The sequence below is a fragment of the Streptomyces sp. NPDC002209 genome (assembly GCF_042890265.1).
Taxonomy (GTDB): Bacteria; Actinomycetota; Actinomycetes; order Streptomycetales; family Streptomycetaceae; genus Streptomyces.
In genome coordinates, this window is record NZ_JBIARX010000003.1 from 236906 (window position 1) to 249107 (window position 12202).

The 12202-nt window shown below is 73.1% G+C and carries 10 protein-coding genes; 4 read left to right on the forward strand and 6 right to left on the reverse strand.

From position 1 onward, the window contains the following. Positions 1 to 57 precede the first annotated feature (57 nt). The 5 genes from ACFYXK_RS08630 to ACFYXK_RS08650 all read right to left on the reverse strand — a co-directional run bounded on the left by ACFYXK_RS08630 (position 58) and on the right by ACFYXK_RS08650 (position 4589). A complete protein-coding gene (locus ACFYXK_RS08630) occupies positions 58 to 1134 on the reverse strand; it encodes an ABC transporter permease subunit (protein WP_389410421.1) in 1077 nt (358 codons plus the stop codon). Next, the gene (locus ACFYXK_RS08635) at positions 1131 to 1925 is read right to left on the reverse strand and encodes an ABC transporter ATP-binding protein (protein WP_383509225.1); all 795 of its coding nucleotides are present in this window, start codon (positions 1923 to 1925) and stop codon (positions 1131 to 1133) included. The genes ACFYXK_RS08630 and ACFYXK_RS08635 overlap by 4 nt, the downstream gene beginning before the upstream one ends. 8 nt (positions 1926 to 1933) lie before the next feature. Further along, complete coding sequence (locus ACFYXK_RS08640; RefSeq protein WP_389410422.1) at positions 1934 to 2974, reverse strand: ABC transporter substrate-binding protein; 1041 nt, start codon at positions 2972 to 2974, stop codon at positions 1934 to 1936. Positions 2975 to 3020: 46 nt separating this feature from the next. Then, positions 3021 to 3587: an NADPH-dependent FMN reductase gene (gene ssuE, locus ACFYXK_RS08645; protein WP_389410423.1), complete on the reverse strand. Its 567-nt coding sequence runs from the start codon at positions 3585 to 3587 to the stop codon at positions 3021 to 3023. Positions 3588 to 3653: 66 nt separating this feature from the next. Further along, entirely contained in the window at positions 3654 to 4589 is a 936-nt protein-coding gene (locus ACFYXK_RS08650; RefSeq protein ID WP_389410424.1) for a TauD/TfdA dioxygenase family protein, read from the reverse strand. An 899-nt stretch (positions 4590 to 5488) separates the two neighbouring features. On the opposite strand from ACFYXK_RS08650, the gene ACFYXK_RS08655 reads away from it, so the two are divergent. From ACFYXK_RS08655 to meaB, 3 genes are read left to right on the forward strand one after another with little or no spacing between them, the layout of a single operon-like run. After that, entirely contained in the window at positions 5489 to 7369 is a 1881-nt protein-coding gene (locus tag ACFYXK_RS08655; protein WP_389410425.1) for a methylmalonyl-CoA mutase family protein, read from the forward strand. After that, complete coding sequence (scpA, locus tag ACFYXK_RS08660; RefSeq protein ID WP_389410426.1) at positions 7366 to 9573, forward strand: methylmalonyl-CoA mutase; 2208 nt, start codon at positions 7366 to 7368, stop codon at positions 9571 to 9573. Before ACFYXK_RS08655 ends, scpA begins: the two co-directional genes overlap by 4 nt. Before the next feature lie 9 nt (positions 9574 to 9582). Further along, positions 9583 to 10569: a methylmalonyl Co-A mutase-associated GTPase MeaB gene (gene meaB / locus ACFYXK_RS08665; RefSeq protein ID WP_383509242.1), complete on the forward strand. Its 987-nt coding sequence runs from the start codon at positions 9583 to 9585 to the stop codon at positions 10567 to 10569. Between the two features lie 24 nt (positions 10570 to 10593). Here meaB and ACFYXK_RS08670 read toward each other — a convergent pair whose 3' ends face one another. Next, positions 10594 to 11598, reverse strand: coding sequence for an asparaginase (locus ACFYXK_RS08670; protein ID WP_389410427.1), 1005 nt, complete (start codon positions 11596 to 11598; stop codon positions 10594 to 10596). A 130-nt stretch (positions 11599 to 11728) separates the two neighbouring features. Between ACFYXK_RS08670 and ACFYXK_RS08675 the strand changes: the two genes are divergently transcribed. After that, complete coding sequence (locus ACFYXK_RS08675; RefSeq protein WP_383509248.1) at positions 11729 to 12184, forward strand: Lrp/AsnC family transcriptional regulator; 456 nt, start codon at positions 11729 to 11731, stop codon at positions 12182 to 12184. Positions 12185 to 12202: the final 18 nt, after the last annotated feature.

Below are 12202 nucleotides of genomic sequence, written 5' to 3' on the forward strand. Positions count from 1 at the left end.
GGGCGGGGACTGCGCGGGGCCGGGCGGGGGCCGGGCCGGGCGGGGCCGGCGAGGGCGTCAGGCTGCCGGAACGCGCCAGAGGCTGAGACGGCGTTCGATCGTGACCAGGAGCTGGTTGAAGCCCACGCCGATGGCGGAGATGGTGACGATGCCCGCGTACATCTGCGGGATCGCGAAGTTGAACTGCGAGGCGTTGATCAGATAGCCGAGGCCCGCCTTGGCGCCGATCATCTCGGCCGCCACGAGGACCAGGATCGAGACGGCTCCGGCCAGCCGGATGCCGGTGAACACGGCCGGTACGGAGGCCGGGAGGATCACCTTCTGGAACAGGCGGGGGGTGGAGAGGTCCATCGACCGCGCGAGCCGGATCAGGGTGGGATCGGCGTTGCGGACGGCGCTGATGGTGTTGAGCAGCACGGGCCAGACGCAGGCGTAGACCACGATCGACACCTTCGAGGTCTCCCCGATGCCGAGGAGCAGCACGAAGACCGGGAGCAGCGCGAGGGCGGCGGTGTTGCGGAAGACCTCCAGCAGGGGCCCGAGGAAATCGGCGAGGGGCCGGTACCAGCCGATGAGCAGTCCGAGCGGTACGGCGACGGCCACGGCGATCCCGAAGCCGCCGAAGGAGCGGATCAGGCTGGCCTGGGTGTGTTCGGCGAGCTGGCCGTCGCCGGCCAGCTCCCACCAGGCCACCGCCACCTCGCTGACGGGCGGCAGGAAGGTGGAGTCGACCAGGCCGGCCCGGGGGGCGATCTCCCAGAGGGCGATCAGGGCGAGGATCGCGGCGCTGCGCAGGCCGATGGCCTTCAGCACCCGTACGACGGCCCGCGCGCCGGCGACGGCACGGGTGCGGCCGGGAGCCGGGGCCTGGGCGATCCGGGGCTGGGCGATCGGGGGCTGGGCGATCCGGGCCGGGGCCTCGTCGACCGGGGCCTGCCGGGCCGGGGCACCGGCGGCGGCCGGGTCGGTCCCGGCGGTGGACCCGATGGTGGACCCGGACGGGGCCGGGTCCGGACTCGCGGCTGGCCCGGGCGCGGCCACGGCCCTGCGGGTCGCAGCGCCCTCCCGAGCGGGTTCGGCCGGGGCCGTGAGGCCTGCCGCGGCCAGGGCGGTGGTGTCGGTTCCGGTGGTCATGCCGCTGCCGCCTCCTTCTCCAGTTGCTGGGCTCGGGCCACCTCGTCGTGGAGGAGGTTCCAGATCTCGTGCCGGTAGCGGGCGAACTCCGGGCTGGACCGCAGGGCCTCCCCCACCAGTCCGTCGCTGTCGGCGAAGGAGACCGGGACGACCTCCTTGACCCGGCCGGGCCGGGAGGTCATGACGGCCACCCGCTGCCCGAGGTAGACGGCCTCCTCGATGCCGTGCGTGATGAACACGACCGTCTTGCCGGTGCTCTGCCAGATGCGGCGCAGTTCGTCCTGGAGCGATTCGCGGGTCTGCGCGTCCAGCGCCGCGAAGGGCTCGTCCATCAGCAGCACGTCCGGGTCGTACGCCAGCGAGCGGGCGATCGCCACCCGCTGGCGCATGCCGCCGGACAGCTGGTGCGGGTGCCGGTCCTCGAAGCCGGTCAGTCCGACCAGGTCCAGGAACTCCCGGGCGCGGGCGGCCCGCTGCCGGCGCGGGACGCCGGTGGCCTCCAGGCCGAACTCGACGTTTCCCTGGGCGGTCCGCCACGGCAGCAGCGCGTACTGCTGGAAGACGGTGCCCCGGTCCAGGCCCGGCCCGGTGACCGGCTTGCCGTCCAGCAGGATCCGCCCCTCGGTCGGCTTCGACAGGCCGCCGAGGAGGTCCAGGAGGGTGGACTTGCCGCAGCCGCTGGGGCCGACGACGACGAGGAACTCGCCGCTGTCGATCTCCAGGTCGATGCCGTCGAGGGCGGTGAAGTCCCCGAACGTCTTGTGCACTCCCTCGAACACGATCTTCGCCATTGCGGCCGTCACCCCTTTCCGTATGCGTTGAACTCGTTGGTGTAGAGGTCGGACGGCTTGAACTGCCCCTGCTTGATCTCGCCGCGCTCGCCGAGCCAGTCGAGCCAGAGCTGGAACTCCTTGTCGGGTATCCGGCCGCCGGTCTCCGCGATCCCGTAGGAGCGCCAGTACTGCAGGGCGGTGGTGTCCTCGTTGCGGCCCCGCTTCTTGACGATCTCGGTCATCCGGGCGACGGCCTCCTCGCGCGGGGTGGTGCGGGACCATTCGATGGCCTTGGCCACGCCCGTCACGAAGGTCCGTACGGTGTCCGGGTTCTGCTTGATGAAGCGCTCGGTCATGATGTAAGTGCCCGCACTGAACGGGCCGAGCAGATCCACATCGGTGAACAGCGGGCGGATGCCGCCGGCGGCGACCGCCTTGTCGCGCAGGATGCCGGTGAGCACCCCGACCTCGATCTGCTTCGCCCGCAGCGCCTGTTCGGTGTTGACGGGCGGTACGACCAGGGCCTCGACCTTGGCCGCGTCCGCCTTGGAGAAGCCGTTGCGGCTGAGGTAGGTGTCGAGCAGCGCCTGGTAGTGGGCGCCCAGTGTGTTCATGCCGACCTTCTTGCCGATCAGGTCCCGGGCGGAGCGGATCGGGCTGTCCTCCAGGACGAAGTAGCCGGCGTAGGAGTACTGGTCCGAGCCGTAGGAGGAGATGACCGCCTTGATCGGCGCCTTCCCGGCGGCGAGCTTGATGACCGCCCCGTTGAAGGCGCTGCCGAAGTGGGTCTGGCCGGTGGCGGCGGACTGGATGTCCTGCGGCCCGCTGATGGTGTTGCCGACCCATTCCAGGGTGACGTCCTCGAAGTAGCCGAGGTCGGCGGCGAGTTCGGGGAGCGTGACCGCGCCCACGGCGCCCTGGTACTTCAGGGTCTTGATCTGCGAGCCGGAGCCGGACCCGCCGCCGTTGGCGGTGGCCGTGCCGCAGCTCACCGCGGCCGCCGAGATGCCGAGCAGGGTGAGGAACTGGCGTCGGGAGGTACGCGTGGAGGTGAAGGCTGCGGGCATGGCGGTTCCTTGTCCGGTGTGCGGGATCGCGTGGTCGGGGGTGTCGTTACGGGGCGGTCGCGAGCGCGGCGCGTGCGGCGGAGGCCGCGGTGTCCAGCGCCCCGGCGAACTCGTCGACGGCCTGGAAGAGGTCCAGCTCCGCCTCGGGGCGCAGCCGGTCGGGGCCGGCCCCGCGCTCCACGGAGGAGTCCAGGACGAAGCGGCCGGCGGTGACGTGCCGGGCGCCGAGGGCGGCGAGTACCGGGCGCAGGGCGTAGTCGAGGGTCAGGACATGGGCGAGGCTGCCGCCGGTCGCGATCGGCAGAACCGTTTTGCCGGCCAGCCCGTCCTGCGGGAGCAGGTCGAGGAAGGCCTTGAGCAGGCCGGTGTACGCGGCCTTGTAGACCGGGGTCGCGACGATGATCCCGTCGGCGGCGGCGACGGCTTCGAGGGCCCGGCGGATCTCCGGCTCACCGCGGCGGGCGGAGAGCAGGTCGGCGGCGGGGAGTTCCCGTATGGCGAGGTGGGCGGTGTCGTACCCGGCGTGGGAGAGGCGGCGCAGGACGTGGTCGGCGACGACGGCGGTACGGGAGTGCGGGGAGGGGCTGCCGGAGAGGGCGAGCAGGGTGGGCACGGGGCCTCCTTGGGGCGTCGTACGGGTGGGGCGGGCGGAGCGGGGGGGCGGGCCGGGTGGGGCGGGTCAGGCGCCGGCGGATGCGCCGGAGGGGATGCCGAAGGACGGGTCGGGCACGGACTCCGGGCTGATCAGGTGGGACGGGACCCCGTCCGGGCCGACCGGGACGTCGCCGTCCACCGTCACGCGGCGCAGGGTCCGCTCGTGGTCGTCGGAGTCGTCGACGCCGTAGTGCTGGGTGGCCCGGTTGTCCCAGATCGCGACGTCGCCGGCCCGCCACTGCCAGCGGACGGTGTTCTCGGGGCTCTCGACGTGCGCCTGGAAGAGGTCGAGGAGGGCGCGGGAGTCGCGGCCGGTGAGGCCCGTGATCCGCTGGACGAAGTTCCCGAGGAGCAGGGTGCGTTCGCCGGTCTCGGGGTGGACGCGGACGACGGGGTGCTCGGTGAGGAACTCGGTGGAGGTGAACACCTCGCGGTACTGGGCCAGCGCCTCGGGGAGGGCGTCGGGCCTGAGGGCGGCGTAGTCGTACGCGTTGGAGTGCACGGCGCGCAGGCTGTCGGCGAGGCTGCGCAGCGGCTCGGGGAGGTTGGCGTAGGCGGTGGCGGTGTTGGCCCACAGGGTGTTGCCGCCGTACGGGGGGATCGTGACGGCGCGGAGGATGGAGAAGGCGGGGTAGGCGGGGACGAAGGTCACGTCGGTGTGCCACTGGTTGGCGCGGGCGCCGTGGTGGGAGTCGATGCCGAGGGCGTAACGGCCGTCGGCGGAGGGCACGGTCGGGTGGGCGACGGGCGTGCCGAGGAGCTGGGCGAAGGCTTCGTGACCGGCCTCGTCCAGGTGGTCCTGGTCGCGGAAGAAGACGACCTTGTGGGCGAGGAGCGCGGCACGGATCTCGGCGACGACATCGCCGCCGAGCTCCCCACCGAGCCGCACACCCCCGATCTCTGCGCCGATCCGCCCGCCGATCCGGGTGACGGTGAGCTGGGTACGGGTGGCAGTGCTCATGGGAACTCCCTTGGGTTGGTGTCCGTGGTGGAGGAACGGGCGCACGGGCGAACGTGACGACGGGCCGGGGCAGGCAGCCCTGGGCCGGGCCGGCTGGATGCCGGCCGGCCGAGGCCGTGGACGGGTACGGAGACGGCGCGGGCGAGGCCGGCCCCGCGCCGGTCGGCGGCGGGGCGGCCGCCGCGGGCCGGGGCGGGCCGGGAGGAGGCTGGTGAAGGGGAGGCCGGGTCAGCTGTGGGCTGGGTGGCGGGGACCGGGCCGGTGGCCGGTGGGCCGGGGCCGTACGGATCGGACGCCGGTCGGCCGGGGCCGACAGGCGGAAGGCCGGTGGGCCGTGGCCGGTCGGACCGGACGCTCGTGGAGCGGGGCCGGCGGGCGGTCGGCGAGAGGCCGCAGACGCCGGTGCGGAGCCGGGCGGTTGCGGGCCGGGTGGCCGACGGCCGGTTCGGCGGCAGGCCGAACGGTCATCGGTCGGGGCCCGGGGCGGCGCTTAGGCGCGGCGCGGGGCCGGACAGCGGCCCGGACACGAACCCGGCGCGGTACAGGAGCCGGGGGTGCGGAGCCGCGGGGCGGGAAGCTCGAACGCGGACATGGCTCGGAGACTGTCAGCGGCCCGGGCACGGGTCAAGCCCCGCCCGAACTGCCGCAGCGGCCTCCGCCCGACCCTCCCGGCCACCCCGACACGCCCGGCCTGACCTGGCCCTATGTCGCCCCCGGCACACGCCGTACGACACCCCGGGGCGGCCGAAAACCGTGGCCGGATTTCATGCCCCTGCAACGCGACCGCCACGCGCGCACGCGGGGCGCTCTTTCGTGCCCCCTCCCATCTCACATGAGAGGGGGAGATCACATGCTGTCGTTATAGTCGTTCCCAAGGTGACCCCCCTAGCATTCGAGCCATGACGGTCCTGCCTGATGACGGGCTCTCCTTGGCCGCCGAGTTCCCTGACGCGACGCATGAGCAGTGGCAGCGCCTGGTAGAGGGCGTTCTACGCAAGTCCGGCAAGGATGCATCCGGCGATGCCGCAGAAGACGCGTTGTCCACAAAGCTCGAGGACGGGCTCACCACCCGCCCGCTGTACACCGCGCCCGAAACGGCCGACGAGACCGGTTTCCCCGGGTTCGCCCCGTTCGTCCGGGGCGGCAGCCCCGTGGGCGGTTCCGCCGGCGGCTGGGACGTGCGGCAGCGGTACCTCGGCAGTGATCCCGCACGGGTGAACGAGGCCGTCCTCACCGACCTCGAGAACGGGGTCACCTCCATCTGGCTGTCCCTGGGCGGACCCGGCGGACTCCCGGTCGACGCGCTCCCGCGCGCCCTCGACGGCGTCTACCTCGACCTGGCGCCCGTCTCCCTGGACGCCGGAGCCGAATACGCCGACGCGGCCCGCGCCTTGCTGCGCCTGTACGCCGAGCGCGGGGTGGCCCCCGCGGCCGCCCGCGCGAGCCTCGGCGCCGACCCGCTGGGCCACGAGGCCCGTACGGGTGAAGTCCTGGACCTGGCCGGCGCCGTCGGGCTCGCCCGGGAGGCGGCCGCCCACTGGCCCGGCGTCCGCGCCCTCGCCGTCGACGCCCTGCCGTACCACGAGGCCGGCGGCAGCGCGGCCGAGGAGCTGGGGCTGTCCCTGGCCACCGGCGTCGCCTACCTCCGCGCCCTCACCGATACCGGTGCCGCGCCCGCCGACGCCCTCGGCGTCCAGGCCGCCCTCGGCCAGCTCGAGTTCCGCTACGCCGCGACGGCCGACCAGTTCCTCACCATCGCGAAGTTCCGCGCCGCCCGCCGGCTGTGGGCCCGGATCGCCGAGGCCTGCGGGGCCCCCGACGCCGGCGCCCAGCGCCAGCACGCCGTCACCTCGCCGGTGATGATGACCCGCCGGGACCCCTGGGTGAACATGCTGCGCACCACCGTCGCCTGCATGGCGGCGGGCGTGGGCGGGGCCGACTCGGTCACCGTGCTCCCCTTCGACCACGAGCTGGGCCTGCCGGACGCCTTCGCGCGCCGCATCTCCCGCAACACCTCCACCATCCTGCTGGAGGAGTCACACCTGGCCCGCGTCATCGACCCGGCCGGCGGCTCGTACTACGTCGAGCAGCTCACCGACGAACTCGCGCACGCCGCCTGGGAGTTCTTCCAGACGATCGAGAAGGCCGGCGGCCTGGCCGCCGCCCTGCGCTCCGGGCTGGTCGCCGACCGGCTCGCCGCGACCTGGGCCGAGCGCTCCAAGAAGCTCGCCAAGCGCCGCGAACCCATCACGGGCGTCAGCGAGTTCCCGCTGCTCTCGGAGAAGCCCCTCGACCGCGAGCCCGCCCCGGCGGGTCCCACCGGCGGGCTGCCCCGCGTACGGCGCGACGAGGCGTACGAGGCGCTGCGCGCCCGCAGCGACGCGCACCTGGCCGCGACCGGGAACCGCCCGCGGATCTTCCTCGCCGCGCTGGGCCCGGCGGCCGCGCACACCGCGCGCGCCACCTTCGCCGCGAACCTGTTCCAGGCGGGCGGCGTCGAGCCGGTCCACGACCCGGTGTCGGTGGACCCGGCGACGGCCGCCGAGGCCTACGCGGCGAGCGGCGCGGACGGCATGGCAGTGCTGTGCTCCAGCGACGCCCTGTACGAGGAGCAGGCCGAGGCGGTGGCCGCGGCCCTGCGCTCGGCCGGTGCGACGACCGTGTTCCTCGCGGGCAAGCCCGGCACGTCGGCCGACGCCGTGGACGAGTACGTCTTCGCCGGCTGCGATGCGGTCGCCGTGCTGTCCTCCGTACTCGACCGGATGGGAGTGTCCTCGTGAGCGGCACCGCAATCCCCGATTTCTCCGCCCTCCCGCTGGGCGGCGCCTCCGCGGCCGGATCCGAGGACCAGTGGCGTGCGGCGGTGAAGGAGTCCACCGGGACCGCCGCCGGCGACCTGCTGTGGGAGACCCCCGAGGGCATCGGCGTGAAGCCGCTCTACACCGGGCGTGACCTCGAGGGCCTGGACTTCCTGCGGACCTACCCGGGCATGGCCCCGTACCTGCGCGGTCCGTACCCGACCATGTACGTCAACCAGCCCTGGACGATCCGCCAGTACGCGGGCTTCTCCACGGCCGAGGAGTCGAACGCCTTCTACCGGCGCAACCTCGCGGCCGGCCAGAAGGGCCTGTCGATCGCCTTCGACCTGCCCACGCACCGCGGCTACGACAGCGACCACCCGCGCGTCACGGGCGACGTCGGCATGGCGGGCGTGGCGATCGACTCGATCTACGACATGCGGCAGCTGTTCGACGGCATCCCGCTGGACAAGATGACGGTGTCGATGACGATGAACGGCGCGGTGCTGCCGGTCCTCGCCCTCTACATCGTGGCGGCGGAGGAGCAGGGCGTCTCCCCCGAGAAGCTCGCCGGGACCATCCAGAACGACATCCTCAAAGAGTTCATGGTCCGCAACACCTACATCTATCCGCCCAAGCCCTCGATGCGGATCATCTCCGACATCTTCTCGTTCACCTCGCAGAAGATGCCGCGGTACAACTCCATCTCGATCTCCGGGTACCACATCCAGGAGGCCGGGGCCACGGCCGACCTGGAGCTCGCGTACACCCTCGCGGACGGTGTGGAGTACCTGCGCGCCGGGCAGGCCGTCGGGCTGAACGTGGACGCGTTCGCGCCGCGCCTGTCGTTCTTCTGGGCGATCGGCATGAACTTCTTCATGGAGGTCGCGAAGCTGCGCGCCGCCCGGCTGCTGTGGGCGCGGCTCGTCAAGCAGTTCGACCCGCAGAACGCCAAGTCGCTGTCGCTGCGCACCCATTCGCAGACCTCCGGCTGGTCGCTGACCGCGCAGGACGTCTTCAACAACGTGACGCGCACGTGCATCGAGGCGATGGCGGCGACCCAGGGGCACACCCAGTCGCTGCACACCAACGCCCTCGACGAGGCGCTCGCACTGCCGACGGACTTCTCGGCGCGCATCGCCCGCAACACCCAGCTGCTGCTCCAGCAGGAGTCGGGGACCTGCCGGTCGATCGACCCGTGGGGCGGCAGCGCGTACGTCGAGAAGCTGACGTACGACCTGGCGCGCCGGGCCTGGCAGCACATCCAGGAGGTCGAGGCGGCCGGCGGCATGGCGCAGGCCATCGACGCGGGCATCCCGAAGCTGCGCGTGGAGGAGGCCGCGGCCCGTACGCAGGCGCGCATCGACTCGGGGCGCCAGCCGGTGATCGGCGTGAACAAGTACCGGGTGGCGAACGACGAGCAGATCGACGTGCTCAAGGTCGACAACTCCTCGGTGCGCACGCAGCAGATCGAGAAGCTGCGCCGACTGCGCGAGGAGCGCGACGAGGCGGTCACGCAGGACGCGCTGCGGGCGCTGACGAACGCGGCCGAGCGGGGCGCCGGGCAGGGTATGGAGGGCAACCTCCTCGCGCTGGCGGTGGACGCGGCGCGGGCCAAGGCGACCGTGGGTGAGATCTCGGACGCACTCGAGAAGGTGTACGGGCGGCACGCGAGCCAGATCCGTACGATCTCGGGTGTGTACCGCACCGAGGCAGGGGAGTCCCCGAACGTGGAGCGCACCCGTGCGCTGGTCGACCGGTTCGAGGAGGCGGAGGGCCGCCGTCCGCGCGTGCTGGTCGCCAAGATGGGCCAGGACGGGCACGACCGCGGCCAGAAGGTGATCGCGACCGCCTTCGCCGACCTGGGCTTCGACGTGGACGTCGGCCCGCTGTTCCAGACCCCGGCGGAGGTGGCCCGCCAGGCCGTCGAGGCGGACGTCCACGTGGTGGGCGTGTCGTCGCTGGCGGCCGGCCACCTGACCCTCGTACCGGCGCTGCGCGAGCAGTTGGCGGAGGAGGGGCGCGAGGACATCATGATCGTGGTGGGCGGGGTGATCCCGCCGGCCGACGTGCCGACGCTGCTGGAGATGGGCGCTGCGGCGGTGTTCCCGCCCGGCACGGTGATCCCGGACGCGGCCCACGACCTGGTGACGCGGCTGGCCGCGGATCTGGGCCACGAGCTGTAGGCGCGGCCGATGCCTCCGAAGATCGACATCGAGGCCTACGCGAAGGGGGTGCTCGACGGGAAGCGCGCGTTCATCGCGCGCGCGATCACGCTCGTCGAGTCCACCCTGCCCGCTCACCGGGCGCTCGCGCAGGGGCTGTTGACGGAGCTGCTGCCCCACTCGGGGCGGGCCCGCCGGATCGGCATCAGCGGGGTGCCGGGCGTCGGCAAGTCCACGTTCATCGATGCGTTCGGCACGATGCTGACGGGGCTGGGCCACCGGGTCGCGGTGCTGGCCGTGGACCCGTCGTCCACCCGCACGGGCGGCTCGATCCTGGGTGACAAGACCCGGATGGAGCGGCTGGCCGTCGACGCCTCGGCCTTCGTCCGCCCGTCCCCTTCGGCGGGGACGCTGGGCGGGGTCGCCAAGGCCACGCGGGAGTCGATGATCGTGATGGAGGCGGCGGGCTACGACGTCGTCCTCGTCGAGACGGTCGGGGTGGGCCAGTCCGAGACCACGGTCGCGGGCATGGTCGACTCCTTCCTCCTCCTCTCCCTGGCCCGTACCGGGGATCAGCTCCAGGGCATCAAGAAGGGCGTCCTGGAGCTGGCGGACGTCCTCGCGGTGAACAAGGCGGACGGCCCGCACGAGCGCGACGCGAAGGCGGCGGCACGGGAGCTGTCGGGCGCGCTGCGCCTGATGCACCCGGCCGACGCGGCGTGGACGCCGCCGGTGCTGACGTGCAGCGCGCGGGAGTCGGCGGGTCTGGACGAGGTGTGGAACCGGCTGGAGCAGCACCGGCGGCTGCTGGACGCGGGGGGCCGGCTGGCGGCCAAGCGGGCGGCGCAGCAGGTGGAGTGGACCTGGTCGATGGTCCGCGACGAGCTCCTGGAGCGGCTGCGCGCCGACCCGTCGGTCCGGGACCTGGCCCCGGGCCTGGAGGCCGCCGTCCGCGCGGGCACCGTCACCCCCACGTCGGCGGCGGACCGCATCCTCTCGGCGTTCGGCCGGGGGTAAGCGCGCAGCGCCACCCGGCCGGGGTCAGACGGTGACCAGGGCGGCCGGGTCCGCCGAGGACAGGGTGCGCTGCAGGATGCGCCCCTGCTCCGCCGGATCCGTGGCGGCCAGCAGCGCCGAGAGGACCGCGATGCGGGCCTGCGGGGCGCGCAGCGTGCCCGTCGGGACCGCTCCCGCCGCGACCAGGTCCACCGCACCGCCGTGGGTGTAGATCTCCGTCACCGGCCCGGCGGCCACCCGCGTGGTCAGCGCCACCAGCACGCCCCGCGCGACGGCGCCCTTCACCGCGGCCACGATCTCCGGCGTGGCGTTGCCCGCGCCCGTGCCGATCAGGACGACGCCCCGCGCCCCCGCCGCGAGCGCCGCGTTCAGGAGCACCGGGTCGCCGTCCGCGTGGTGCATCACCATGTCGACCCGCGGCGGCAGCTCCGGCATCGCGGGAAGCGGCAGCGGCTCCGGGCGCTGCGGGGTGCGCAGCATGGTGACCTTGCCGAAGCCGATCTTCCCGAAGAGCTCGGCGGACGGGTCGGCGAACGCGTCCAGCGCCACCGCCTGGGTCTTCACGGTGCCGCGGGCCGCGTGGACCCGCCCCCCGAAGGCGATCAGGACGCCGAGCCCGCGCGTGGTGGCGGCGGTGAGCAGCGCGTCGTACAGGTTGCCCGGGCCGTCGCCGTCGGCGGTGCCCATGGGGCGCTGCGCACCGGTGAACACCACGGTGCGCGGGTCGTGGTGGTGCAGGTCGACCAGGAAGGCCGACTCCTCGAGGGTGTCGGTGCCGTGCGTCACGACGATGCCGTCCACGTCCGGGTCCGCGAGCACCTCGTGCACGGTGCGCAGCAGGGTGAGCTGGTGGGCGGTGGTCAGCCGGGGGCTGTTCACGCTGAACAGGTCCACCACCTCGACGGTGACGTCCTCGGGCAGCGGCGCGGTGGCCATGACCTCGCTGCCGTCGGCGTCCGCCGCGAAGCCGGAGCCCTGCCAGCGGCTGGCTATCGTCCCACCGGTGCTGATGACGACGATCCGTCCCATGACCGCGGCCGCCCTTCCCTCGGATCACTCGTACACATGTGCTGAAAGCAGCAATGATACGGACATCTACGCGCAATGCGATTGCTTCTTCAGCCCGGCGGCCGCCAACTCTGTAGGTGATAATTGCGTGATGGACGCGATTGACCGGGATATCTTGCGCGAGCTCCAGGCGGACGGCCGCCTCAGCAACCAGGAGCTCGCCGCGCGCGTGGGTCTGACCCCCTCCCCCTGTATGCGCCGCGTGCGCCAGCTGGAGCAGGACGGGGTGATCCAGGGCTACCGCGCCGTGATCTCCCCCGAGGCGGTGGGCCGCGGCTTCGAGGTGCTCGTCTCGGTGGAGGTGCGCCGCGACCGCGCCGCGGTGGAGGCCTTCGAGGCCGCCCTCCAGGGCATCCCCGACGTCATCGAGGCCTACCGCCTCTTCGGCAGCCCCGGCTGCCTGCTGCGGATCGCCGTCGCGGACCTGCGCGCGTACGAGCGCCTGTGGATCGAGCAGCTGACGGCCCTCTCCGGGGTCACCGAGGTCAACTCGCAGATCATCATGAAGCGCATCAAGGAACCGACCGGCCTGCCCGTCGAGCGCTGACGTCGACCCGGACCCATC

Bases quoted from the DNA above. Each gene is read 5' to 3' on its own strand.
- ACFYXK_RS08675 (WP_383509248.1), top strand. From the start codon at position 11,729: ATGGACGCGATTGACCGGGATATCTTGCGCGAGCTCCAGGCGGACGGC.
- ACFYXK_RS08640 (WP_389410422.1), bottom strand. From the start codon at position 2,974: ATGCCCGCAGCCTTCACCTCCACGCGTACCTCCCGACGCCAGTTCCTC.
- ACFYXK_RS08655 (WP_389410425.1), top strand. From the start codon at position 5,489: ATGACGGTCCTGCCTGATGACGGGCTCTCCTTGGCCGCCGAGTTCCCT.
- ACFYXK_RS08650 (WP_389410424.1), bottom strand. From the start codon at position 4,589: ATGAGCACTGCCACCCGTACCCAGCTCACCGTCACCCGGATCGGCGGG.
- ACFYXK_RS08670 (WP_389410427.1), bottom strand. From the start codon at position 11,598: ATGGGACGGATCGTCGTCATCAGCACCGGTGGGACGATAGCCAGCCGC.
- meaB (WP_383509242.1), top strand. From the start codon at position 9,583: ATGCCTCCGAAGATCGACATCGAGGCCTACGCGAAGGGGGTGCTCGAC.
- ACFYXK_RS08630 (WP_389410421.1), bottom strand. From the start codon at position 1,134: ATGACCACCGGAACCGACACCACCGCCCTGGCCGCGGCAGGCCTCACG.
- ACFYXK_RS08635 (WP_383509225.1), bottom strand. From the start codon at position 1,925: ATGGCGAAGATCGTGTTCGAGGGAGTGCACAAGACGTTCGGGGACTTC.